The organism is Brucella sp. MAB-22 (genome assembly GCF_025908475.1).
GTDB lineage: Bacteria > Pseudomonadota > Alphaproteobacteria > Rhizobiales > Rhizobiaceae > Brucella > Brucella anthropi.
The window spans coordinates 1,025,808-1,050,421 of the sequence record NZ_CP109782.1 but is presented as its reverse complement, the minus strand read 5'-3'; the positions used below and the strand labels follow the sequence as shown (position 1 = coordinate 1,050,421).

Below are 24,614 nucleotides of genomic sequence, written 5' to 3'. Positions count from 1 at the left end.
TTGAAATAGAAATATTTAGAGCGTCGGTCTGATCCAATCAGATCGATGCTCTAAATAACCCGCCGTCCCTCTCGCCAGACGGTGCGGATGATCGGAACGTGATCGGCAATCTGCACACGAACCAGATCAGCTCGTTTGCTGGCAACAATCTCGCCGCGATCATCCAGCCCTACCGCTTTGGCGGGGTTGGCGGAAACCAGACGAATGGCTTGCGGAAGCGAGATATTCTCGACGACATCAGCTAGAAAAAAAGCCGACTGCATCATGCTGGCCGGGATATAATCCGACGATATGATATCGAGATGCCCGGCTTCGACCAGCTCGCGCGCAGACACATTTCCCGAATGCGAACCGCCGCGTACGACATTCGGCGCTCCCATAAGCACCGACATTCCGGAATCTTTTGACGCTTTCGCAGCTGTGTGTGTCGTGGGAAATTCCGCGACGCGTATCCCCTGTGCCTGTGCTTCCGCGACATGCTCTGTCGTCGCGTCATCGTGGCTCGCCAGAATAACCCCGCGCTGGTGGCACAATTCGGCAATCGCCTTGCGTGTCGGCGCGGAATATTGCTGGGACTGCCCAATGCGCCGCTCGCAATAAAGCCGGAACTCTTCTTCCGAGAATTTCAGCTTGCGGATGAAATAGGTTTTGTAGGTTTCGATATCCGTAAACTGACGCTGCCCCGGCGCGTGATCCATCAGCGATACCAGCCTGACCAGCGCCTGATTGCCAAACTGTTCGAAGGCAGGAAGGCAGTCGGGTGCGGAAACCTCGCAACGCAAATGCAGGAAATGGTCGGCGCGCAAACGGCCCGCATCGCGGCCTTCGGCAATTGCCGACGATAGCTTGCGCATATCGTCGATACCCGTTTCGGCGTCGTCATCAAAGCCAATGCGCAATGCGTCGAAAACGGTGGTAATCCCTGAGGCGGCAATCTGGGCATCATGCGCCTGTACGGCGGCAATAGGGTTCCAGCGCACCTTTGGGCGCGGAGCATAGTGTCCTTCGAGATGATCTGTGTGCAGTTCCACCAGTCCCGGCGTCAGGAAGTCGCCTTCCATATCTTCGCCGACACTGGAGGTGCCGGTAGAGATATCGGCGATCTTGCCGTCGACGAGCTTCAGCGAACCGAGAACGACATCGTCGGAGAGCACGATACGGGCGTTGCGCAGAACCGTTTCATTTCCCATTGCTTACGGCCTCCCAACCGCTCGTGAGGCCCGAGCAGACGCAACCTTGCCACCGGTCAGAGGATGCAGCGAATGAATCTCGAAAGGAGCCCCTTTCTCAGGTTCCACGAACAGCGCGAGATTCGCAACCTCTACGGCGTCGTCCAGCAGCGGCGTAAAGAATTCGTCCAGCGTCCGCTCCACGCGGGCGCGGTCTTTCTCCTCAACCGGGCCGGTCAGGGTCATGTGAAAGCGGAACTCCTCGAACACATAAGGATAGCCCCAGCGTTCGATGTTGTGCCGCTGTGTCTCGCTGAGACGCTCCGGTCGCCGCTTTGCAATTTCCGCCTCAGTGAGCGGTGCGCGAAACCGGTCGAAGGCAACGACAACATCATTGGCGAGCTGGTTCAGCTCAGCAACCGGCTCTTCCGGCACGAGAGCGAAGAACGGGCCAATTGCATGCAGCTTCAAACGGGGAATGACGACCGGTGACGTCGACGATGCGAAATGCATCAATGCGGAAAGCAGGTCATTTTCAGTATGTTCTTCATCCAGACGGAACGGCGCTTTCATGGTCGCATGAAAACCATAACGGCGCGGCTCTTCGGTCAGCTGGGCGATTTCAGCGGTCGCGAGCGAGCGAATCGCCGGCATCTTGACCGGCTCACCGCTGAACGCATTGCGCCCGAGCCAGTTTGCGGCAACCTTCAAAAGCGCATCATTGGATGGCGGCGTGAAATAAATCGCATAACGCATGTCAAATCCTTAGGCGAGGTTCGCTACACGACGTCAGCGGAACTCCAAAATATCAGGTAATGCATCGTGCTTTTGAAAAGCTATCCCGATTTTGAGGGCGATGCAGTCGGGGGATGCTTACACAATGAATGTGGCAAGTCGATAAAGGCTGGATGACTACCGACAAACCAATTTTACATAGCGGCAAATTAGTATAGGCGTTAGCCCCATTGGAAGTGAGGAGACTGACATGGGCGGATTTGCGTCTATCGGCGAATGCATGATCGAGCTTTCAGGCAATGAAGGCGATCAATGGCGCATGGGTTTTGCGGGTGATACGCTGAACACCGCCTGGTACATGCGGGCACTGATGGAGAAATCCTACCCTGTCGAATATGTGACCGCTTTCGGCGAAGACAGCTTCTCCCAGAAGCAGCGCGTATTCCTGACATCAAATGGAATCGGAATCGCCCATAGCCCCATTATTGACGGGCTTCATCCCGGTCTTTACGCAATCACGCTCAACGGCGCCGAGCGTTCCTTCACCTACTGGCGGAGCGACGCCGCCGCAAGGCGTCTCGCCAGCGACCGCGAAGCCCTGGAAAAAAGCCTGACCGGCCGTGACATCATCTATTTTTCGGGCATTTCAATCGCCATCATCCTGCCCGAGCATCGCGACACATTTTTCGATGTCTTGCGGGAGTGCCGTGCCGCCGGCTCAAGAATCGCGTTCGATCCGAATTTCCGCCACCAGCTCTGGCCAGACCGGAAAGTTGCGCAGGAGATTATCAGCGAAGCGATGCGCATTGCGGATATTGCCCTACCCACATTCCCCGATGAACAAGCGCTCTTTGGCGACAAGGATGCCGCCGCCTGTGCAGATCGCCTTGCCGCACTCGGCGTGAAAGAGATCGTCGTCAAGGACGGCACCGAACCGGCTCTGGTCGTCTCCGGCGATGAAAGAGTGTCGGTACCATCCGTTATGGCGCAAGCCGTGGACACCACCGGCGCTGGCGACAGCTTCAACGGTGCTTATCTTGCTGCGCGATTAAACGGGCTCGCGCCGGTGGATGCAGCCCGCAAGGCGCATCTGGTTGCAGCGCGTGTCGTCGAGATACGCGGCGCGCTCGCTCCGATGGAAACCGCACGCGCCGCTTTTGCTGATTGATTACTTTTCGCGTGAAAAGCTGAAATGGCTGGTCTGGGCGTAAATCTCGCCCGGACGCAATATTGCCTGCGGGAAATACGGATATTCCAGCGATCCCGGCCATATCTGCGGCTCAAGACAGAAGCCTGCGTGTTTTCCGTAAGGCTTGCCCATCAGGCCGATGCAATCATTGGCCATGGTGTTGCCTGCATAGAACTGAACGCCCGGTTCTGTCGTTGAGATATCGAGACGAATACCGGAACGAGCGCCCTTGACCGACGCGCATGGGCGCAATGGTCCCCGCGCTGCGGTCAGGCAGAAATTGCTGTCGTACTGGACCTGACTGCCATTCTCCTCAAAGCGAATCGGACGGAACTCCCGGAAATCGAAAGGCGTTCCTTTGACCGGCAGAACGCGTCCGTCCGGAATGAGAGCATCATCGACCGGCATATAGGCGTCGGCTCCGATCTTGAGCTGATGATCGAGGATATCGCCCTCGCCGCCATCATCGAGATTGAAGTAGCTGTGATGCAGCAGGTTGCAGACGGTCGGCTTGTCGGTCACCGCTTCCAGCCGCACGATGAGCGTCCCATCCCCGGTGAGCATATAGGTGCAGCTGACATTCAGGTTGCCGGGAAACCCCATCTCGCCATCGGTTGCCACCGTCGCAAGCGTCACGAAATCCGGACCGTTTCCGGTTATCTTCCAGACGCGATTGCCGAGCCCCTTGCTGCCGCCGTGCAGGTTGTGGCGGCCCTGAAAATTCGGCTCTACCTCGTAAGTCGTTCCGTCCAGATCAAACCGGGCATTGCGGATACGATTGGCCGAACGACCCGCAATCGCACCCAGATGCGGTGAATGGGCCGGATAATCGGCAAAGTCGCGATAGCCGATCACCAGCGGAGCCGCATGCCCCTCCATGCGCAGATCCTGAATGGCTGCGCCCCAATTGATGATCCTGGCCGTCAGCGGGCCATTGGAGATCGTGAGCCGGTGAACCGCCTGCCCGTCCGGTGCATATCCAAAGATTTCCGAATTCACTTTTGCCCGCCTGTCAATGATGCAGCGATGAGATGCTCATGAAGCCGCATCATCGTGCAGTACGCAAGACACATCGTGATCAAATATTGATTTTGAACCAATCTTGATTGAATGCATGAACAAGTAGTTTTCACACTATTTTCTTCTGAAGAACCAATGATATCCTGAGCTATAAATTACTGTTTTTTATCGATAAATACTAAATTAGAGGCTTTTTCAATGAAATCGAATTTCCAGAAAGTCATGCCTTATATTTTTAGTGAAGAAGGCGGATATGCAGACAATCCCGCTGATCCCGGCGGCGCAACCAATATGGGTATCACCATCGCAACCCTGTCCGCATGGGACGGACATCAGGTATCGCCCGAAGATGTAAAGGAAATGACGCCAGCAACTGCCACGCAAATCTATCAGGCGCAATTCTGGAACAAGATCGACGGAGACAACCTGCCTTCGGGTCTCGACTACGCCCTGTTCGACTTTTCGGTCAATTCAGGTCCCGCACGCGCGGCAAGGATGCTGCAAGGTATTCTGGGCTTGCCCGAAGATGGAATAATTGGAGCCCAGACGGTTGCGGCCGCCAATATGCGATCTACCGACGAGGTCATCAATGCTTTGTGCGATGCACGCGCATCCTGGCTGGAAGGATTGTCTACAGCCTCAACCTTCGGCAAAGGCTGGCTCGCCCGTGTCGAACGGGTGCGTTCGCGCGCGCTGGCGCTCGCTGCCAACGCGCCCATCATCCATGCCGCAGGACCGACGAATGATATCTCACCCAAGGCCCGTCAGGGCGATATGGCCGTCACATCTGTTTTGAAGCACCCGGAAGCTTTGGGGACAATGGGGAGCGTGGCATCAGGCCTCGTGGCAATTGCATCGGGGAATGGCCCGGTGCAATACGCACTGGCAATTGTGATGATCGCCTGTGCTGCGGTTGGTCTTTGGTATTTTGTGCGGCGCGTCAGAAACGAACCCTAGCCCAGTTGTAATAACTCAGTTTTGAGAATATTTCCAAAATTAGAGTTTGTCTTTATGTTGCGCTTCGTATGTTGCGCGCCTTATATGCGGTTTTGAAAGCTCGGTGACTATGAAAGTAATATGACTTTCCCTGTCACCGGAAAAACGCTAGACACGCGCAAACAGTCAGATGCGTGCCAACTGTGGCACCGCCATGAATAAAGGAATCGAAACTTGTCCTCTACTTTTGACAAAGTCGCCGACATCATCGCCGAAACCAGTGAAATCGACCGTGACACCATCACGCCAGATAGCCACACCATCGACGATCTGGGCATCGACAGCCTCGACTTCCTCGACATCGTCTTCGCCATCGACAAGGCTTTCGGCATCAAGATTCCGCTTGAGCAGTGGACCCAGGAAGTGAACGAAGGCAAGGTTCCGACCGAAGAATATTTCGTTCTCAAGAACCTCTGCGCAAAAATCGATGAGCTGGTTGCAGCCAAAAAAGGCTGATCCGGCACATAATATGGCGGTATTGAGGGGTGAACAGAAATGTTCGCCCTGATTCCGTTTCTGGTAGCGCGAATTTTTCGCGTGTCAGAGCAGTCTCAGCATCGACGGACAAACGGGACCCATGCAGAACAATAAAGTCGTCATCACAGGTATCGGCATCATCTCCTCGCTCGGCGAAGGGGTCGATGTGCATTGGAACGCTTTCTCGAAGGCTGGCACTGAGCCGCGCCTCGAAAAGGAAGCCTTTGCGCCTTACACTGTTCATCCATTGGGTGAAGTGGACTGGAGCCTGCAGATTCCAAAGCGTGGCGATCAGCGCCAGATGGAAACCTGGCAGCGCCTTGGCACCTATGCCGCAGGGCTTGCTCTGCAGGATGCTGGCATGAAGGATGACGAAGCGCTTTGCGCGACCATGGATATGGTCGTGGGTGCCGGTGGCGGCGAACGCGACATCACCGTCGATATGCAGATTCTGGATGAAGGCCGCACCCGCAACGATCGCGGCGTCATGCTGAACGAGAAACTCTCGACCGAACTGCGCCCGACCCTGTTTCTGGCGCAGCTTTCCAACCTGCTCGCAGGCAATATTTCGATCGTCCACAAGGTGACCGGTTCTTCGCGTACCTTCATGGGCGAAGAAGGTTCCGGCCTTTCGGCTATCGAAACCGCAGCGGCGCGCATTCGCACGGGTCAGAGCACCCATGCGCTGGTTGGCGGTTCCTACAATGCCGAACATTTCGACATGATTCTCGGTCACGAGCTTGGCGGACTGCTCAAGCATGATGGTTGGGCGCCGCTCTGGCAGCGTGACGGTTCGGCTGGCGGCGGCATGATTTCCGGTTCCGGCGGCGTGTTCCTTGTTCTGGAAAGCGCTGACCACGCAGCCAAGCGCGGCGCACGCGCCTATGCGGAAGTTGCCGGCATCGAAAGTGCACAGATCCGGCGCGACAATGCCGATCTTACGAACACCATCCGTGAACTCATCCTCGCAGCCAATGACGGCAAGGACCCCTCCTATGTTGTTTCCGCCGCTTCCGGTGCCCATGAAGCGACCGGCGCGGAGAAAACCGCATTGGACGCTCTGTCAGCCACTTATCGCGGCATATCCGGCCTGACCGGTCATCTGCGCGAAGCGCAGTTCCCGCTGGCGCTGGCACTTGCGGCCATATCCGTCTGGAAAGGCGAGGCTTTTGCACCGCTGGATGCATCCGAAAAGGATGCCAGTGGCCCAATCAGCGAAGCAATTGTCACCGCAGTCGGAGCGACTCGTGCCGAAGGCGCAGCAAAGCTGGTGAGAGTATAAGATGACGAAATATACAGACCATCTCGGCCGTCCCATTGTCGCCATCACCGGCGCAGGTGTGGTTTCCTCGCTCGGTCAGGGCAAGGAAGACAATTGGGCTGCATTGACCGGCGGAAAATCGGGTATCCATGCCATCACCCGCTTTCCAACCGACAACCTCAATACACGCTTCTCCGGAACTGTCGATTTCCTGGCCGAAAGCGATGTGGGCGCATCGGCGCTCTCCGAAGCGCTGGCCCGGCTCGCAGGTGAGGAAGCCCTTGCCCAGTCCGGTCTTTCGTCTACCGATTTCGGCGGTCCGCTTTTTCTGGCGGCTCCTCCGGTCGAACTGGACTGGAAAAGCCGGTTCGCACTTGATGCGACCGTGAAGAATGAAGGTCCGGCAAGCTATCAGCTCCTGCTGGAAGCATGCCGCCGCGCCCGTCAGAATGACCTCTTCAATACGACCCAGTTCGGCTATATCGCTGAACGCCTGTCGGAAGCTTTTGGCACGCGCGGCCTGCCGATCACGCTTTCGACCGCATGTGCCTCGGGTGCGACAGCGATCCAGCTCGGTGTCGAGGCCATCCGTCGTGGCGAAAGTGATCGGGTTCTTTCCATCGGTACTGACGGCTCCGTCTCTGCCGAAGCCCTGATCCGCTTTTCGCTGCTTTCGGCCCTTTCCACCCAGAACGACAAGCCGGAAAAGGCTTCCAAGCCCTTCTCCAAGGATCGTGATGGCTTTGCCATGTCGGAAGGTTCCGGCGCGCTGGTGATGGAATCACTCGAAAGCGCTGTTGCACGCGGCGCCAAGGTTCTGGGCATTCTGGCCGGTTGCGGCGAAAAGGCCGATGATTTCCACCGCACCCGTTCCAAGCCGGACGCTTCACCTGCCATTGGCACGGTGCGCGCCGCATTGGCCGATGCCGGTCTGACCGAAGAGCAGATTTCTTACATCAACGCCCACGGCACCTCGACGCCGGAAAACGACAAGATGGAATATCTGGCGCTTTCGACCGTATTCGGCGACAAGCTTGCCTCCATCCCGGTTTCCTCCAACAAGTCGATGATCGGCCACACGCTGACCGCTGCAGGTGCTATCGAGGCAGTCTTCTCGCTGCTGACGATCCAGACGGGCACCCTGCCCCCGACCATCAATTATGACAATCCGGACCCGGCTATTCCGCTTGATGTCGTGCCGAATATGAAGCGTCAGGCAGAAGTTTCTGCCGTGCTTTCCAACTCGTTCGGTTTCGGCGGACAGAATACGAGCCTTGTTTTGGCGGCAAATCCGAATTAATCGGTCCGACAAATACGAATTTTCCCATGATCCCGGACGGTTCGCCGTTTCCGGGATTATGTCTTGAAAAGGATTACTTCATGCGCGCCTTGCAGCTTCTCGACGATCGCCGCCTTGAAATCACCGATATCGCACCGCCGCCTGCCCCCGGCATTGGCGAGGTAACCGTGAAGATCAAGGCCGTTGCGCTCAACCACATCGACGTGTGGGGCTGGCGCGGCATGGCGTTTGCCAAGCGCAAGATGCCGCTGGTTATCGGTGCGGAAGCTTCAGGCGTTGTGGATGCTGTCGGCCCCGGCGTTTCCAATCTCCTGCCCGGTCAGCTCGTCTCGATCTATGGTGCGCGCACCTGTGGTCTTTGCCGTGCCTGCCGCGAAGGTCGTGACAATCTGTGCGAACATGTCGGCGGCGTGCATGGTTTCCATCTCGACGGCTTTGCCTGCGAGGCAGTGAACCTGCCTGCCCGTCTTCTCGTTCCGGCACCTCCCGGTGTGGATGCCATCGGCGCCGCCGTCGCCCCTGTAACCTTCGGTACGGTCGAGCACATGCTGTTCGACAATGCCAAGCTTGAGCCCGGCGAAACCGTTCTCGTTCAGGCCGGCGGTTCCGGCATTGGTTCAGCCGCGATCCAGCTTGCCAAGAAGATGGGCTGCACCGTCATCACCACTGTCGGTTCTGACGACAAGATCGAGAAGGCCAAGGCACTCGGCGCCGATCACGTCATCAACTATCGCGAAGACCGCTTCGAGGGTGTGGTGCGCAAGCTCACCAAAAAGAAGGGCGTCGATGTCGTCTTTGAACATGTCGGCGCAGACACCTGGGCCGGTTCGATGCTTTGCATGAAGCGCGGCGCGCGTCTCGTCACCTGCGGATCGACCTCGGGCGTTTCCACCAATATGAACCTGATGCAGCTTTTCCAGCAGCAGCTCAAGATTCTGGGTTCCTTCGGTTGCCGTATGGAAAACATGGCCGACGCCATGCAGAAAATGGCGCGCGGCATTGTGCATCCGGTCATCGACACCGTGGTCGGCTTCAACGATATCGACACGGCGCTGAAGCGCATGGAAGGCCGCGACGTCTTCGGCAAGATCATTCTCGAGATCGACTGAGTCGCCCACGTCCATGATGTTCAAGCTGAAACTTCTGCTCTTCCGCTGGACCCGCAAGCTGAAGCAGTTCAACTACTGGCTCTGGGCGCAGGCCGTCTTTCTGCTGCTTGGCTTGCTGCGCCTTTTTCCGGCGAAGGCTGCAATCAGCTTTTCAGCCAAGGTGGCCCGTCTGGTCGGGCCGCTGACGCCGCGCCACAAGGTTGCCACCGATAATCTGCGTCAGGCTTATCCTGAGAAAAGCGACGCGGAAATCGAGGAAATCGCCCGCGAAATGTGGGATTCGATGGCGCGCCTTTTCGCGGAATATATCTTCCTCGACGCCGTTTTCGACTTCGACCCCAATGCCACAACGCCGGGCCTGGTCGAAGTGGAAGGCATTCCGATTTTCGAACGCCTCCGCGACGAGAAGAAGCCGCATATCTTCTTCACCGCTCATACCGGTAATTTCGAGCTTCTGCCGATCTGCGCCGCCACCTTCGGCCTGAACGTTACGGCGCTCTTCCGCCCGCCAAACAATCCCTATATCGCCAACAAGGTTCTGAAGGCCCGTCGCACCAATATGGGCCATCTGGTGCCGTCGAAAGCTGGGGCCGCGTGGTCGCTTGCGCATATCCTCGATGAAGGCGGCAATGTCGGTATGCTGGTGGACCAGAAATTCCGCCGCGGTGTGCCTTCCACCTTCTTCAATCGCCCGGTGAAGACCAATCCACTGTTGGCCAAGCTTGCGCGGCAATATGATTGCGACGTCTATCCGGCACGCTGTATCCGCCTTCCCGGCGGGCGCTATCGTCTCGAACTCTATGAGCGCATGGAATTGCCGCGCGACGACAAGGGCGAGATCGATGTTGCCGCAACCGCACAGCTGTTGAACGATACCGTCGAAACATGGGTGCGCGAATATCCCGGCCAGTGGATGTGGTTCCACAAGCGCTGGGGATAGGATTCTTGCCCCTCATGTGCTAGGGGCTGGCCAAAGTTACGGAGATCACATATGCGCCCCATCGCCATCGCCCCGTCCATTCTTTCCGCCGATTTCGCCCGTCTTGGCGAAGAAGTCGATGCCGTGCTGGAAGCCGGTGCCGACTGGGTGCATATCGACGTCATGGATGGCCATTTTGTGCCGAACATTACTTTCGGCCCGCAGGTGGTGAAGGCGATCCGCCCGCGCACCAAGGCATTCTTCGATGCGCATCTGATGATTGCGCCTTGCGATCCCTATCTGGCACCCTTTGCCGATGCCGGTTGCGATCTCATCACAATTCACGCCGAAGCCGGTCCGCACACGCACCGTTCGCTGCAGTCGATCCGCGCTCTGGGCAAGAAAGCCGGTCTGGCGCTTAACCCGGCAACGCCCGCCGAAGCGCTGACGAACGTCATCGATGATGTCGATCTCGTCCTCGTCATGACCGTCAATCCCGGTTTTGGCGGCCAGAAGTTCATCACGCCGATGCTCGACAAGATCAAGCGCGTCCGCGAAATGGTTGGCGACCGCCCTATAGATATCGAAGTTGACGGCGGTATTACACCGGAAACCGCAGGCTCGGTCGTTGCAGCAGGCGCCAACATTCTCGTGGCCGGTTCTGCGGTCTACAAGGGCAACTCCGTCGAGAGCTACCGCGCCAATATCGACGCCATTCGTGCTGCGGCTGAAGCTGCCCGCAATCGTTAAACTCCCACTTTCTACAGGATGCACCCATGATCCCGCGCTATTCCCGGCCTGAAATGGTCGCCATCTGGTCGCCCGAAACGAAGTTCCGCATCTGGTTCGAGATCGAAGCCTATGCCTGCGAGGCGCTGGCGCAACTCGGCGTCATCCCGAAGGAAGCGGCGAAGACCATCTGGGAAAAGGGTAGCGTGGCGAAGTTCGACGTCGCCCGTATCGACGAGATCGAGGCCGTCACGAAGCATGACGTCATTGCATTTCTGACCCATCTGGCCGAATTCATCGGTCCGGACAGCCGCTTCGTGCATCAGGGCATGACCTCGTCGGACGTGCTCGACACCACGCTCAACGTCCAGCTCGTACGCGCTGCCGATCTGCTGCTTGCCGACATGGACCGCGTTCTGGAAGCCCTGAAGAAGCGTGCTTTTGAACACAAGGATACGGTCCGCATCGGCCGCAGCCATGGCATCCATGCCGAACCGACGACCATGGGCCTTACCTTTGCGCGTTTCTATGCCGAAATGGCGCGTGGCCGTGCCCGCCTCGTTGCGGCGCGCGAAGAAATCGCAACCGGTGCCATTTCCGGCGCTGTTGGCACGTTCGCCAATATCGACCCGCGTGTGGAAGAATATGTCTGCGCCAAGCTCGGCCTCGAAGCAGAGCCGGTTTCGACGCAGGTGATCCCGCGTGACCGCCATGCAATGTTCTTTGCAACGCTCGGCGTCATCGCCTCTTCGATGGAAAACATCGCCATCGAAATCCGCCATATGCAGCGCACGGAAGTTTTGGAAGCAGAAGAATTCTTCTCGCCGGGCCAGAAGGGTTCGTCGGCCATGCCGCACAAGCGCAACCCGGTTCTGACCGAAAACCTGACCGGCCTTGCCCGTCTGGTTCGCATGTCGGTAACGCCTGCAATGGAAAACGTGGCTCTCTGGCACGAACGCGATATTTCGCATTCGAGCGTCGAACGTGCGATTGGCCCGGACACCACCATCACGCTCGACTTCGCGCTCAACCGTCTGGCTGGCGTGATCGAAAAGCTGGTCATCTACCCCGACAACATGCTGAAAAACATGAACAAGTTCCGCGGTCTGGTGCATTCGCAGCGCGTGCTGCTGGCGCTGACACAGGCTGGCGTATCACGCGAAGACGCCTATCGTCTCGTGCAGCGCAACGCCATGAAGGTCTGGGAACAGGGTGCCGACTTCCTCGAAGAACTGCTCTCCGACGCGGAAGTACGCGCGGCCCTTTCCGAAGAACAGATCCGCGAAAAGTTCGATCTCGGCTACCACACCAAGCATGTAGATACGATTTTCAAGCGCGTCTTCGGTTGAAGTGGCGCTGCCCACCCCTCCCTCACCCTGAGGAGTCGTTGAAAACGGCGTCTCGAAGGGCTGAGGGAAACACTCCGCCTGCCCTCGTCCTTCGAGGCTTCGCTTCGCTCCGCACCTCAGGATGAGGGAGGAAGCACGAAAACAGGAACAAGTCCCATGTTTATGAAAACATGGGGCTTTTTTACATTCAGGAGATGGGCTGGTTACGCCTTGGTCTTGATCGTATTGACCACGTTGCCCCATGGATCCACGAAGGTGCTGTTGTTACCGCCACGCGTGTCTTCCAGCTCAACCCAGCCGAGGCCGGTCCGATCTTCGTCACGCTTGCCCGCACCGGCACTCTGCCAGGCATTGGCAGCGATATGGTGATGGTAGCGCCCGGTGGACATGAACACAGCCCGGTCACCATAGGTTTGAACGGTTTCGAGGCCGAGTTCATTGTGCCAGAAGGTTTCGGCTTCATGGGCATTGCCGACGCGCAGATGAACGTGACCAACCACGGTGTTTTGCGGTGCGCCGTCCCATTCTCCGCCCTCGCGCTTGATGACATCGAGCAGATTGCTGACATCGAGCGGATCGGTGCTCATGGCAACACGGTCGCCATTCCACTGCCACTCATTATTCGGACGATCTGAATAGATTTCGATACCGTTGCCCTCGGGATCGGTCAGATAGATGGCTTCGCTTACCTTGTGATCCGATGCACCGCTGACCGGCAATTGCTTGTCGATGGCGCGGCGCGACCAGCGCGCAAGGTCGCCACGTGTCGGCAGCAGGAATGCGGTGTGATACAGACCGGCGCTGCGCGGGTCGTCCGGCCTGGCCGCCGAAAACTGTTCAATTTCCATCAGTTCGCGGTCGCCGGCGCCGAGTACAATCGACGCGCCGCGACGCGTCATCTCACGCAAGCCGACGACATCGCGATAATATTCAGCCAATGTTTCGGCATCGCGCGCCTTCAGGCCAACGCGAGCCACACGCATTGGCGTGGTCATTGCGAATGGAAGCGGAGCAACCGTACGTTCGGTTTCGACTGCGGTTGCTCTCAAATGCTGTGTCATGTCGCCCTCCTTCGACGGCATTTCTGCGCGAACAGGAAGAATGTTGGCCATGACAGCAGTCCCGGCAGCGCCGAGGATATTACGTCTGCTGATTGTCATGCCAGTCTCTCCGTCGTGTTTCAAATCTTGCCTAAACATCACCATTTGGGACATGTTTCACAAGATCACGATCAGCGAACAGGCTGTTCATCATTCGCATGCCTTCTATACCAAGCATACAACAAGCACGGCTTGAAGAAGTTACAAAGCCTCTCTAAATGGGAAGCCATGAAAGTCAAAGACGCAGATATCCTCATCATCCCCGGCTATACCAATTCCGGCCCCGACCACTGGCAGACCCGTTGGGAGAGCAAACTCTCGACGGCGCGGCGCGTCGAGCAGGCCGAGTGGACCAAACCTGTTCGCGAAGACTGGATTGGTGAAGTGGTAAAGGCCGCCAATGCGGCGACCAGGCCGATTGTTCTCGTCGCGCATTCGCTCGGCGTTGCAACTGCAGTTCATGCCTTGCCGCATTTTCAGCACAAGGTGGCTGGAGCCTTTTTCGTGGCGCCTCCGGATGTTTCCAACGACAAGATCCGCCCCAAGCATCTGATGACGTTCGGCCCCTACCCGCGTGAACGTCTGCCATTCCCCACGATCACCGTGGTTAGCCGTAACGATCCCTTCTCCAGCTTTGAAGCTGCCGAAGATGTCGTGAAGGACTGGGGTGCAATGCTGATCGACGCTGGCGAATCCGGGCATATCAACTCGGAATCCGGTCATGGACCGTGGCCGGAAGGCTCGATGGTGTTCGCCGAGTTCATGACGCAACTACAGGCGCCCAAGCATCACTGATGTTTATTCATACAGCATGAAAAAGGCGGGTCATTAGCCCGCCTTTTCTTGTTGAATATCTTGCAATGGAATTAGTCGCGAACCGCTTTGGTCAGCGTTTCTGCTGCGAGCCGGATATAACCGCCATCATTGCTGAGTGTCAGGAAGCGGAAACCAAGCGGAATGTAGCGACGCGCAAACTCCGGTGACGGTGAATAAATACCGGCAATCTTTCCTGCCGCAGCGGCCTTGCGGGCAATATTGCCGATAGGTTCCACAATCGCATCCGAATTCGGATTTGCCTCACGCCCGTTGCTCCACGCAATGGAGAAATCCGCAGGGCCGACGAAAACGCCGTCGATGCCGCGAACATCCAGAATGGCATCCAGCGCATCGTAGGCATCGCGCGTTTCTATCATCGCGAAGGCAAGCGTATCGTGATTTGCGGTAGTCAGATAATCGTTGGAACCCGGTGCGCCGTAATCCGCATTGGCCCGGAACACGCCCCATGAGCGTTCGCCCACCGGGGGATATTTCATGGCGGCTGCAAACCTGCGGGCATCCTCGACGGAATTGATCATCGGAGCGATGACCGCCTGCGCACCAAAATCCAGCGCACGGCTTGCCATGTCGAAGCGTCCGACAGGAACGCGCACGACCGGCGGCTTGCCAGCGTTCAGGATAAGGCCGAGAGAGCGAAGAACACTCGCCTCGTCGTGGCCGCCATGCTGCATGTCCAGCGTTACGGCATCGAAGGCGCTATGGGCGAGAATTTCGACCGTCAGGGGTTCGGGAAGGGAGGACCATGCAGAAAGCACTGTTTCCCCGGCGCGGAGGCGCGAAGACAACGACATTCGAATTTCCTTCATTTCAAAAGGATCAGGGCGGAAGCGCTATCTACCCTTCCGCCCCGAACCATCCATCAATCCTGCTTTACCTGGCGGATTGCCTCTTCAAGGAAAGCAAACATCTTCTCACGAATAACTTCGTCTGCAACGCTTACACTTGCGGCATCGAAGTCGGCGCGCACCTTGCGGAAAACATCCTCATCACCAGATTCTTCAAAGTCGGCGGCAACGACTTCCTTGGCATAGGCTTCGGCATCCGCATCCTTCTTGCCAAGCTGGTCTGCGGCCCAGAGTCCCAGAAGCTTGTTGCGGCGTGCCTCCGCCTTGAAGCGCAGTTCCGCATCAAGCGCGAATTTCTTTTCAAAAGCGTCGCGGCGATCATCCATGCCAGTGGTCATTCATAAAGCTCCCAGACTTACAAGTTAGAAGAGATCGTCATCCGTTCTCTTGCCTAAAGCTGGCAAGGGGAGCAAGATTATACAAGAGCTAAAGACTACTTTCTTGCGACTCATGCATAAACTTGCATCAGAAACAGCGAAAACGGGGGAACGGGCACAAAGCAGGATTGTTAAAAGCCCACAATTGCTATAGGTAGCCCGCGAGAATAGCGGCTTAGAGCCGATCACCATAAATATGGAAATCCGAGAAAAGCCATGAACCGTCGCCGCCGTATTTACGAGGGCAAGGCCAAGATTCTTTATGAAGGCCCTGAACCCGGTACGCTCGTCCAATTTTTCAAAGATGATGCAACCGCTTTCAATGCAAAGAAGCATGAAGTCATCGACGGAAAAGGCGTGCTGAACAACCGCATTTCCGAGCATATTTTCACCCAGCTTAACCGCATTGGCATTCCAACGCACTTCATCCGCCGCCTCAACATGCGTGAGCAGCTGATCAAGGAAGTGGAAATCATTCCGCTTGAAGTGGTTGTGCGCAATGTCGCCGCCGGTTCTCTGGCAAAGCGCCTTGGCCTTGAAGAAGGCACCGTGCTGCCGCGCTCGATCATCGAGTTCTATTACAAGGCTGACGCACTCGACGACCCGATGGTCACCGAAGAGCATATCACGGCTTTCGGCTGGGCAAGCCCGCCGGAAATCGACGACATCATGGCGCTCGCCATTCGCGTCAACGACTTCCTGACCGGCCTGTTCCTCGGCATCGGCATCCAGCTTGTCGATTTCAAGATGGAATGCGGTCGCTTGTGGGAAGGCGACATGATGCGCATCGTCGTCGCCGACGAAATTTCTCCGGACTCTGCGCGTCTTTGGGATATCACCACCAATGACAAGCTCGACAAGGACCGTTTCCGCCGCGACATGGGCGGACTGGTTGAGGCCTATCAGGAAGTGGCTCGCCGTCTCGGCATCATGAACGAGAACGACACGCCGCGCCCGGCTGGCCCTACGCTTGTGAAGTAAAATGATCCGCCCAGCCCGGAAGGGCACGATCCCGGAAAGTCGACACGGTTTTCGGGATCATGCCAGATTAAGCCTTCCGGGCTGTTTCATTCGTTCTAAAATTGCAGGAACTACAGAGTGATCAAGGCACGCGTCACCGTTACACTGAAAAACGGCGTTCTCGACCCGCAGGGCAAGGCAATCGTCGGCGCGCTCGGCAGCCTCGGTTTTGACGGCGTCAACTCGGCCCGTCAGGGCAAGGTTTTCGACCTCGAACTGAATGGCTCCGACAAGAGCAAGGCCGAAGCCGACCTGAAGGCCATGTGCGAAAAGCTGCTCGCCAACACGGTGATCGAAGACTATTCCATCGCCATCGGCTGATCAGGCAAAGGACAGAGACGCTCATGAAATCCGCAGTCATTCTCCTTCCCGGTCTCAATCGCGATCGCGACATGATCGCAGCACTCACCAAGATCACCGGACAGGCACCGGTGACCGTCTGGCAGACCGATACGAGCATTCCCGACGATGTGGACCTGATCCTGATTCCGGGCGGCTTTTCCTACGGTGACTATCTGCGCTGCGGTGCGATTGCAGCCCGTATGCCGGTGATGCAGGCCGTTCGCGAGAAGGCCGATAAGGGCGTCATGGTCATGGGTGTCTGCAACGGCTTCCAGATCCTCGTCGAAGCCGGGCTTCTGCCGGGCGCATTGATGCGCAATGCTTCGCTGAAGTTCGTCTGCCGCGAAGTGAAACTCGAAGTAACCAACGCCAACACGTCGTTCACGCGCGGCTACAAGCCGGGCCAGATCATCCGCTGCCCGGTCGCGCATCATGACGGCAATTATTTCGCCGATGCCGAAACGCTGAAGCGTCTCGAAGGCGAAGGCCAGGTTGTGTTCCGCTATGCCGAAGGCACCAATCCGAACGGATCGGTCAACGACATTGCCGGTATCGTCAACGCACACGGCAATGTGCTCGGCATGATGCCGCATCCTGAAAACCTGATCGAAGCCGCGCATGGCGGTGATGACGGTCGGGCGCTCTTCGCAGGCGCGCTGGGCCTCGCTGCATAAGCTGGCACACAGATAAACGGAAAAGGCGGCTCGATTGAAGCCGCCTTTTTTATTGCGCCTGCTCTGACGCCTCAGCTGCAAAACTGCACTGGCAAAGCGTCTATTTTCGTGGCAGCTTGACTTCGGGAGGGTCCTGATCAGGAGGAATCGTCGGGATCGCCCCATATTTGTTTCATGCGCTATCCTGGCAAGAGCGTTCACACTTTTGCTGGAAATGCCTCGCACATTTTAGCGATAACGAATCAGGGGAACTTCATTCATGCAGCTTTATTCCAGACCTCTTTCCCCTTACTCGGCCTTTGTCCGCGGGGTTCTTTATCTGAAGGACCTGTCGTTCAAGCCGATGAACATGCCCTACCCCTTCCCAGCCGATTTCGGCAATATCACACCGCTCCGCCGCGTTCCCGTGCTGATTACCAGTTCCGGAGAAACGCTGTACGAAGGGACGGTGATCGCCGAATATCTCGAAGATCATTTTCCGGAAATATCCGTGCTGCCCGGAACGCCGCGCGAGCGCGCACTTATTCGCCTCCTTGCCCGCGTGACGGAACTGGACGTGCTTGGACCCGCGATGAAGCTTTTCATCCTTTTGAGCAAGCCCGAGCGCGACAATGCAAGCATCGAACGCCTGTTCGAAAAGATGCATACCGGCCTGAAAGTGGTCGAAAGCCGTCTCTCGGACAAAGCCTATGCCACCGGAGACGAACCGACCCTTGCAGATTGCTGGCTGTTGCCGGTGCGTTTTCTGATGGAACCATTGAAGAAACTCTCGGGCAGAGCGGATTTGCTGGACGAGTTCCCGAAGTTTGATGCATATGCCGCCAAGGCAAAACAGCATCCGGTTTTTGAGCGCATCTGGAACGAGATGGATGACGGACTGAAAGCTTTCATGCCGCAACTAGTGGATTGAATTTGACGTTTGAATGCCGACTGAATGAGATGCTGTTTCAAACGTCAAATTCGAAAAATCCACTAGATACATAAAGTTGCTAGTGGTCTTTGCGATTCCGACATTTGCTCGGCGCCTGTATCAGAGGGACGCAAATGTCGGAATCAGACCACTAGCCTGACACTGTTTACCCCCACCTCTCATGCGTGCCTTTTTGAAGGCACGCACTATCGGAGCCCCTCCTTGAAGACCAAGACTTTCGCTCTTCTGGCCCTCCCGGCCATTGCATTGCTTGCAGCCTGCACTTCCAGCAAGCCCACGGGGCCCATCGCCGTCGACGCCAGCAAGGCGGCACTGCCAACCATGGAGCGCATCGCGCTGGCAGCAAATAGCTGCTGGTTCAAATCCAAGGACAAGGATTTCCGCGGTTACTCACTCGCGCCGGAACTGAATTCCTTCACCGGACGTCCGCGCATTCTGGTCGTGCCCGCCCGTAATCCGGCATTACGTCCGCTGCTCGTCGTGCAGGCGCAAGGCAATCCTGCACGCGTCGAGGCTTTCGGTCCCATGATGCAGGAAAGCCATGGCGGCAGGATCGCCGCCGACGTCAACCGCTGGGCTTCAGGCCAGAGCGGTTGCCAGTAATCAAGCTGTCGCGGAAAGCTGCTTTCCGCGACATACTTCAACGCAAGTGAAAACGCACCTTACGCGCTTCGCGCTCTGCTTCGTCGCGCTGTAGTCCGATATCGCGCAACTGATCGTCGGTCAGTTCGCCGAGGGCGATCCGACTGCGCCGCAGCATCATTCGATAAGACATCCAATTCAGAGCCCTTCCAGCAAAAGTGCGAAGCGTCTGCGCAGGGAAATCAGTCCGCTGGACTGATTTCTTTTCCAGCTTCGATGCGTCGGACAATGCGTAAGAACAAAAAGAGACAACGCGCCGTACATATCCGATCTGCGGTTGGGACGCCGCCATCAGATTGACCTGCAAAGCTTTTGGCAAATCCGTAATGCCATCAGCCACGGGCACAGGAAGAATTGTATCTATTGTCTCGGTCTGCGGTCTAAAGTAAAACATTGGCTCGGTCCATTTCATTGCCAGTTGGGCCAGTTGGGAGCTGGGAAGCAGTCGAGACAAACCTTGTGTTTAGCTCGATGTCTGCATTGTCACCAAGTAGCGACGAATTGACTCTACAATTGACTTGGCAATAGGTACAATTTATAAGTTGTCACCATGACAAATTGGATTCCAGACCTTGCCGGTAAATCCGGTCCATTTTACCTGCAGCTTGCCGATGCCATCGAAGAAGCCATCGGGAATGGTGGATTGCCAGCGGGTATCAAACTTCCGCCACAGCGCAATCTCGCATTCGACTTGAAGGTGACAATCGGCACAATCGGTCGTGCCTATGCGCTGGCCCATGAACGCGGTCTCGTGACGGGCGAAGTCGGTCGAGGAACTTACGTTCTGGGCGAAGAACCGGCAGACAACGCGCTGACCGCCTCTGGCATTGCCGGTACAAAGCCTGCCGATGTCCCTTCTGGGAAAATACGTTTCGACACGACTGCGGCGCCGGATGTCGGCCAGCATGAAGTTCTGGCCAAAATCAATGCCGACATTCATCGGGATTTTCCGCAGGATATTGCGAGCTATTCGCGCTATTTTCCGCAGCACTGGCTGGAAGCCGGACAAAAATGGCTTTCGCGAGCCGACTGGCGACCAGATCTTGACAGCATTGTCGTTACCAATGGGGCGCAGGCTGCGAGCATCGCCATTATCACGGCCTTCACGAATCCGGGCGATCGCATCCTGTTCGAAAATCTGACCTATGCGCAGATCAGCCGCTCCGTGCGCCTTCTCGGGCGCCGTACCATTCAGGCCGGTCTGGATGAATATGGTCTGATCCCGGAAGAATTCGAACGAGCCTGCCGCCAGCAGCATCCTACCCTCGCCTTTTTGATGCCGACGCTGCACAATCCGACCCTGTCCGTCATGCCGGAAGAACGCCGTCGGGCAATCGCCGACATCGCAAGGCGTTACAATGTCTGGCTTATCGAAGACGATATCTATGGCATCATGTGCGACAGCCAGATTCCACCCTTGGCAAGCTTTGCGCCTGAACGCACATTCGTCGTCTCCGGTCTGTCAAAGGCCGTTGCCGCAGGCATACGCAGCGGATGGGTCGCCTGCCCTGCGCATTGCGCCCAACGCGTGAAGGTAACGCACAAGATGGTCACAGGCGGCGCAGCATTCCTGCTCGCTGAAACCGGCGCTCAGCTTGTGTTGTCCGGCGAGGCAGACGCCATTCACAGCAAATGCCGCGAAGAAACGGGCATTCGCGAAAAGATGGCGCGAGAAATCTTCAACGGTTTCGATTTCGTATCCCGTCCGACAGTTCCATTTCTGTGGATGGGGCTACCCGAACCGTGGCTTTCGGGCACGTTCAAGGCCGCCGCCTATGAAAGCGGAATCCTGATCGACGACGAAGATGAGTTCAAGGCCGGACGTGTCGATCAGATCTATCACCGGGTCCGCGTTGCCTTCTCGTCTCCGGCTGATCGCAGTGTCGTCGAAAACAGTTTTCTGACGCTCCGTCGCCTGCTTGAAAACGAACAGGCGGGATATGAAGGGAGTGTCTGACCGCGTGCGCTTGCCTGCGATTATTATGGATATTCGATGAAGGGTTGGAAAAGCGGTATTTTCCTGTCGCACTTCGTGAAAACATAGGTTAAAGAGGCGCCTTGAAACCTTAGGCGACCGTCCCTTAGGCACAGGGCGTCGGACGCCGCAGCCTGCGACGGGGTTCCCCATTTCCATGACTATTTCCAATACGCGAGACATCACGCCGGAATTGATCGAAGCGCATGGTCTTAAGCCGGACGAGTATCAGCGCATTCTTGATCTGATCGGACGCGAGCCCACCTTCACAGAGCTCGGGATTTTCTCGGCGATGTGGAACGAGCATTGCTCCTACAAATCCTCCAAGAAATGGCTTCGCACGCTTCCGACAACCGGGCCGCGCGTTATTCAAGGCCCCGGTGAAAACGCAGGCGTGGTGGACATCGGCGATGGCGATTGCGTCGTCTTCAAGATGGAAAGCCACAACCACCCGTCCTACATCGAGCCCTATCAGGGTGCAGCGACCGGCGTCGGCGGCATTTTGCGCGACGTGTTCACCATGGGCGCGCGTCCTGTTGCGGCGATGAACGCGCTCCGCTTCGGCGAACCCGATCATCCGAAGACCCGTCACCTCGTCTCGGGTGTCGTGTCGGGCGTTGGCGGTTACGGCAATGCCTTTGGCGTGCCGACCGTTGGCGGCGAAGTGAACTTCGACAAGCGCTATAACGGCAATATCCTCGTCAATGCGTTTGCTGCCGGTCTTGCCAAGCATGATGGCATTTTCCTGTCGGAAGCCAAGGGCGTCGGCCTGCCGGTCGTCTATCTGGGCGCCAAGACGGGTCGCGACGGTGTCGGTGGCGCGACCATGGCATCCGCCGAATTTGACGAGTCTATTGAAGAAAAGCGCCCTACCGTTCAGGTCGGCGATCCTTTTACCGAAAAGTGCCTGCTTGAAGCCTGCCTTGAACTGATGGCCTCTGGCGCAGTTATCGCCATTCAGGATATGGGTGCGGCTGGCCTCACCTGTTCGGCTGTCGAAATGGGCGCAAAGGGCGATCTCGGCATTGAACTCATTCTCGACCATGTTCCCGTCCGCGAAGAGAACATGACGGCCTATGAGATGATGCTTTCGGAAAGCCAGGAGCGCATGCTCATGGTTCTGAAGCCTGAAAAGGAAGCTGAGGCACAGGCCATTTTCCGCAAATGGGGTCTCGACTTTGCCATCGTCGGCAAGACGACCGACGATCTTCGTTTCCGCGTCATCCATCAGGGTGAGGAAGTCGCCAACCTGCCGATCAAGGATCTGGGCGATGAAGCGCCGGAATATGATCGTCCGTGGATGGAGCCGGGCAAGCACGCGCCGCTCCCTGCCAGCAATGTGCCGCAGGTGGAAGATTATTCGGCAGCCCTTCTCAAGCTCATCGGTTCGCCTGATCTTTCGTCGCGTCGCTGGGTCTATGAACAGTACGATACGCTCATTCAGGGCAATTCGTTGCAGGTTCCGGGCGGCGATGCCGGTGTGATCCGCGTCGAGGGCCATGACACCAAGGCTCTCGCCTTCTCATCCGACGTGACCCCGCGCTATTGCGAAGCCGATCCATTCGAGGGCGGCAAGCAGGCCGTGGCCGAATGCTGGCGCAACATCACCGCGACCGGCGCGGAGCCGCTGGCATCGACCGACAACCTGAACTTCGGCAATCCTGAAAAGCCGGAAATCATGGGCCAGCTCGTCAAGGCCATTGAAGGCATCGGTGAAGCCTGCCGCGCGCTCGATTTCCCGATCGTTTCGGGCAATGTCTCGCTCTATAACGAAACCAACGGTCAGGCCATCCTGCCAACGCCAACCATTGCAGGCGTTGGCCTCATCCCTGACTGGACACAGACTGCGAAGATCGGCGGCATGCAGGATGGTGACACGCTGGTTCTGCTTGGCGGCGACGGCACACATCTTGGCCAATCGGTTTACCTGCGCGATCTGTTCGACCGTGCCGATGGTCCTGCCCCGACAGTCAATCTTGCGCTTGAAAAGCGTAACGGCGAGTTCGTCCGCTCGGCCATCCGCAACGGTCAGGTTACGGCCTGCCATGACCTCTCCGATGGCGGTCTGGCGATTGCCGTCGCGGAAATGGCGATCAAGTCCGGCAAGGGTGCAGAACTTGATGCCGGTGATGGTCTGCCGCACGCAGTCCTTTTCGGTGAAGATCAGGCGCGCTATGTCGTCGCGGCCACGGCGGAAATGGCAAAGCTCATTGCCCTCAATGCAGAAGGCGCAGGCGTTCCGTTCCGCGTGCTCGGCACGGTTGGCGGCGACCGCCTGAAGATTGGCAATCTGGTCGATGTCAGCATTGCCGATCTGACAGACTCGTTTGAAGGCTGGTTTCCGAGCTTCATGAGTGGTGAACCGGTCAGTGATAACTGACCTGGTTTCGCATCGTTGATATCTTTTACCGCCCGGATGGAAAGCCTGTCCGGGCGGTTTGCTTGTCGGCTATTTAAGCGTTAGACAGATGTTAGTTGACGTTCCACGATGGTGCGTTACGATTCGATAAAATGAGAAGAAGAAGCCGGAAACGGCGGGAGATTTTGCATGGCTATGGACGCACATGAGATCGAAAAACTGATACGCGAGGGGATTCCCGACGCAAAGGTGACGATCCGCGACCTTGCCGGAGACGGAGACCATTATGCCGCCGAGGTTGTCGCTGAAAGTTTCCGTGGCAAGTCCCGCGTGCAGCAGCATCAGATGGTCTATGATGCGCTGAAGGGCAATATGGGTGGTGTGCTTCACGCGCTTGCCCTTCAGACAAGCGTACCGGAATAACGGAAGCCCGTTCCAGGGGAGCCCCATTCGAGCAGCGAACCCCGCTGCGGCAAGATGCAGCTCCCCTTTATACGGATTTCTTGAGCATTTGACTTGCATTCGCCCCAACAGGGTGGTTACCAGCATTCAAATGACTATATTGGGGAAGACCTCCCTGTTTGCGTCGAAATTTGCCTCGACGTATTTGTTTAGCGCATAATCCTGTCCGAAAAGTCAGGCGACTTTTCGGGATTATGCTTGGAAAGGACCGCAAATGACCGGCATCAACGATTTCATCGCGAATGAAGTGAAGACCAACGACGTCGTGCTTTTCATGAAGGGCACGCCGGGTTTCCCGCAGTGCGGTTTCTCCGGTCAGGTCGTTCAGATCCTCGACTATCTCGGTGTGGAGTATAAGGGCGTCAACGTTCTGTCTTCGGATGAACTGCGTCAGGGCATCAAGGAATATTCGAGCTGGCCAACCATTCCTCAGCTTTATGTAAAGGGCGAATTCGTCGGCGGCTGCGATATCATACGCGAAATGTTCCAATCGAGCGAGTTGCAGGCACTTTTTACCGATAAGGGTATTGCCACAAAGGCAGCTTGAGGATTAATTGCCGGTTATACGGCTTCAGCCTCACCTTTTTCCAAAGGCGCCGTTCTACGGCGCCTTTTGCATTTGCTAGAGCGGTTCCAGTTAAAACGGAGTCGCTGGAACCGCTCTAAGTATTTTTCCGTCGCATTATCCTACGCAAAACCGCTTCGCACTTTTGCTGGAAATGCTCTAGATGCTGCAACGACAGATTTTCATCTGTCTGCTTCTGCTTTCTAAATTATGTCTTTCGTATCGTGTCTCG

26 protein-coding genes are annotated in these 24,614 nt (G+C 56.8%); 19 read left to right on the top strand and 7 right to left on the bottom strand.

Annotation, left to right across the window (positions count from 1 at the left end):
- Window positions 1-50 precede the first annotated feature (50 nt).
- Window positions 51-1,190 (bottom strand): alpha-D-ribose 1-methylphosphonate 5-triphosphate diphosphatase, encoded by a 1,140-nt coding sequence (locus tag OHI65_RS14555; RefSeq protein WP_264359086.1) that lies wholly within the window; start codon window positions 1,188-1,190, stop codon window positions 51-53.
- Between the two features lie 3 nt (window positions 1,191-1,193).
- Window positions 1,194-1,925 carry a DUF1045 domain-containing protein gene (locus OHI65_RS14550; protein ID WP_264359085.1) on the bottom strand — a complete coding sequence of 244 codons (732 nt, stop codon included), beginning with the start codon at window positions 1,923-1,925 and terminating at the stop codon, window positions 1,194-1,196.
- 229 nt (window positions 1,926-2,154) lie between these two features.
- On the opposite strand from OHI65_RS14550, the gene OHI65_RS14545 reads away from it, so the two are divergent.
- Window positions 2,155-3,072, top strand: a complete 918-nt coding sequence (locus OHI65_RS14545; protein ID WP_264359084.1) for a sugar kinase — start codon at window positions 2,155-2,157, stop codon at window positions 3,070-3,072.
- Here the strand turns inward: OHI65_RS14545 and OHI65_RS14540 are convergent, their stop codons facing one another.
- Window positions 3,073-4,092: an aldose epimerase family protein gene (locus OHI65_RS14540; RefSeq protein WP_264359083.1), complete on the bottom strand. Its 1,020-nt coding sequence runs from the start codon at window positions 4,090-4,092 to the stop codon at window positions 3,073-3,075. It lies immediately after the preceding gene.
- A gap of 219 nt (window positions 4,093-4,311) precedes the next feature.
- On the opposite strand from OHI65_RS14540, the gene OHI65_RS14535 reads away from it, so the two are divergent.
- From OHI65_RS14535 to purB, 8 genes are all read left to right on the top strand, one after another.
- Window positions 4,312-5,070 carry a glycoside hydrolase family 108 protein gene (locus tag OHI65_RS14535; protein ID WP_264359082.1) on the top strand — a complete coding sequence of 253 codons (759 nt, stop codon included), beginning with the start codon at window positions 4,312-4,314 and terminating at the stop codon, window positions 5,068-5,070.
- Between the two features lie 213 nt (window positions 5,071-5,283).
- Window positions 5,284-5,565, top strand: a complete 282-nt coding sequence (locus tag OHI65_RS14530; protein ID WP_006466638.1) for an acyl carrier protein — start codon at window positions 5,284-5,286, stop codon at window positions 5,563-5,565.
- A gap of 121 nt (window positions 5,566-5,686) precedes the next feature.
- On the top strand, window positions 5,687-6,868 hold the full coding sequence (locus OHI65_RS14525; RefSeq protein ID WP_012092231.1) for a beta-ketoacyl-ACP synthase: 1,182 nt from the start codon (window positions 5,687-5,689) through the stop codon (window positions 6,866-6,868).
- 1 nt (window position 6,869) lies between these two features.
- Complete coding sequence (locus OHI65_RS14520) at window positions 6,870-8,147, top strand: beta-ketoacyl-ACP synthase (protein ID WP_264359081.1); 1,278 nt, start codon at window positions 6,870-6,872, stop codon at window positions 8,145-8,147.
- 80 nt (window positions 8,148-8,227) lie between these two features.
- Window positions 8,228-9,256 carry a zinc-binding dehydrogenase gene (locus tag OHI65_RS14515; RefSeq protein ID WP_010661217.1) on the top strand — a complete coding sequence of 343 codons (1,029 nt, stop codon included), beginning with the start codon at window positions 8,228-8,230 and terminating at the stop codon, window positions 9,254-9,256.
- Window positions 9,257-9,269: 13 nt separating this feature from the next.
- Window positions 9,270-10,196, top strand: a complete 927-nt coding sequence (locus tag OHI65_RS14510) for a lipid A biosynthesis lauroyl acyltransferase (protein ID WP_012092233.1) — start codon at window positions 9,270-9,272, stop codon at window positions 10,194-10,196.
- A 51-nt stretch (window positions 10,197-10,247) separates the two neighbouring features.
- Window positions 10,248-10,925 (top strand): ribulose-phosphate 3-epimerase, encoded by a 678-nt coding sequence (gene rpe, locus OHI65_RS14505; RefSeq protein ID WP_226622189.1) that lies wholly within the window; start codon window positions 10,248-10,250, stop codon window positions 10,923-10,925.
- A 26-nt stretch (window positions 10,926-10,951) separates the two neighbouring features.
- Window positions 10,952-12,253: an adenylosuccinate lyase gene (purB, locus tag OHI65_RS14500; RefSeq protein ID WP_122241982.1), complete on the top strand. Its 1,302-nt coding sequence runs from the start codon at window positions 10,952-10,954 to the stop codon at window positions 12,251-12,253.
- Window positions 12,254-12,456: 203 nt separating this feature from the next.
- Here purB and OHI65_RS14495 read toward each other — a convergent pair whose 3' ends face one another.
- Window positions 12,457-13,413: a VOC family protein gene (locus OHI65_RS14495; RefSeq protein WP_012092236.1), complete on the bottom strand. Its 957-nt coding sequence runs from the start codon at window positions 13,411-13,413 to the stop codon at window positions 12,457-12,459.
- Window positions 13,414-13,581: 168 nt separating this feature from the next.
- Between OHI65_RS14495 and OHI65_RS14490 the strand changes: the two genes are divergently transcribed.
- Window positions 13,582-14,148, top strand: coding sequence for an alpha/beta hydrolase (locus OHI65_RS14490; RefSeq protein ID WP_010661212.1), 567 nt, complete (start codon window positions 13,582-13,584; stop codon window positions 14,146-14,148).
- A gap of 71 nt (window positions 14,149-14,219) precedes the next feature.
- On the opposite strand, the gene OHI65_RS14485 is transcribed toward OHI65_RS14490, so the two are convergent.
- Window positions 14,220-14,987: an HpcH/HpaI aldolase family protein gene (locus OHI65_RS14485; RefSeq protein WP_029376246.1), complete on the bottom strand. Its 768-nt coding sequence runs from the start codon at window positions 14,985-14,987 to the stop codon at window positions 14,220-14,222.
- A gap of 62 nt (window positions 14,988-15,049) precedes the next feature.
- Window positions 15,050-15,373 (bottom strand): DUF1476 domain-containing protein, encoded by a 324-nt coding sequence (locus OHI65_RS14480; RefSeq protein ID WP_012092237.1) that lies wholly within the window; start codon window positions 15,371-15,373, stop codon window positions 15,050-15,052.
- A 255-nt stretch (window positions 15,374-15,628) separates the two neighbouring features.
- Between OHI65_RS14480 and purC the strand changes: the two genes are divergently transcribed.
- From purC to OHI65_RS14455, 5 genes are all read left to right on the top strand, one after another.
- Window positions 15,629-16,393 carry a phosphoribosylaminoimidazolesuccinocarboxamide synthase gene (gene purC / locus OHI65_RS14475; RefSeq protein WP_010661209.1) on the top strand — a complete coding sequence of 255 codons (765 nt, stop codon included), beginning with the start codon at window positions 15,629-15,631 and terminating at the stop codon, window positions 16,391-16,393.
- Between the two features lie 117 nt (window positions 16,394-16,510).
- A complete protein-coding gene (purS, locus tag OHI65_RS14470) occupies window positions 16,511-16,753 on the top strand; it encodes a phosphoribosylformylglycinamidine synthase subunit PurS (RefSeq protein WP_010661208.1) in 243 nt (80 codons plus the stop codon).
- 23 nt (window positions 16,754-16,776) lie between these two features.
- Window positions 16,777-17,448, top strand: a complete 672-nt coding sequence (gene purQ / locus OHI65_RS14465) for a phosphoribosylformylglycinamidine synthase subunit PurQ (RefSeq protein WP_029925003.1) — start codon at window positions 16,777-16,779, stop codon at window positions 17,446-17,448.
- Between the two features lie 259 nt (window positions 17,449-17,707).
- A complete protein-coding gene (locus OHI65_RS14460; protein ID WP_012092239.1) occupies window positions 17,708-18,358 on the top strand; it encodes a glutathione S-transferase family protein in 651 nt (216 codons plus the stop codon).
- 222 nt (window positions 18,359-18,580) lie between these two features.
- Window positions 18,581-18,982 (top strand): hypothetical protein, encoded by a 402-nt coding sequence (locus OHI65_RS14455; protein ID WP_012092240.1) that lies wholly within the window; start codon window positions 18,581-18,583, stop codon window positions 18,980-18,982.
- Window positions 18,983-19,019: 37 nt separating this feature from the next.
- On the opposite strand, the gene OHI65_RS14450 is transcribed toward OHI65_RS14455, so the two are convergent.
- Complete coding sequence (locus OHI65_RS14450) at window positions 19,020-19,433, bottom strand: DUF1127 domain-containing protein (protein WP_012092241.1); 414 nt, start codon at window positions 19,431-19,433, stop codon at window positions 19,020-19,022.
- Window positions 19,434-19,571: 138 nt separating this feature from the next.
- Here OHI65_RS14450 and OHI65_RS14445 point away from each other — a divergent pair, with 138 nt between their 5' ends.
- The 4 genes from OHI65_RS14445 to grxD all read left to right on the top strand — a co-directional run bounded on the left by OHI65_RS14445 (window position 19,572) and on the right by grxD (window position 24,364).
- Window positions 19,572-20,978 carry a PLP-dependent aminotransferase family protein gene (locus OHI65_RS14445; RefSeq protein ID WP_264359080.1) on the top strand — a complete coding sequence of 469 codons (1,407 nt, stop codon included), beginning with the start codon at window positions 19,572-19,574 and terminating at the stop codon, window positions 20,976-20,978.
- Window positions 20,979-21,153: 175 nt separating this feature from the next.
- On the top strand, window positions 21,154-23,376 hold the full coding sequence (gene purL / locus OHI65_RS14440) for a phosphoribosylformylglycinamidine synthase subunit PurL (protein WP_264359079.1): 2,223 nt from the start codon (window positions 21,154-21,156) through the stop codon (window positions 23,374-23,376).
- A gap of 168 nt (window positions 23,377-23,544) precedes the next feature.
- Entirely contained in the window at window positions 23,545-23,778 is a 234-nt protein-coding gene (locus OHI65_RS14435; RefSeq protein WP_006466620.1) for a BolA/IbaG family iron-sulfur metabolism protein, read from the top strand.
- A gap of 253 nt (window positions 23,779-24,031) precedes the next feature.
- Entirely contained in the window at window positions 24,032-24,364 is a 333-nt protein-coding gene (grxD, locus tag OHI65_RS14430) for a Grx4 family monothiol glutaredoxin (RefSeq protein ID WP_010661201.1), read from the top strand.
- Window positions 24,365-24,614: the final 250 nt, after the last annotated feature.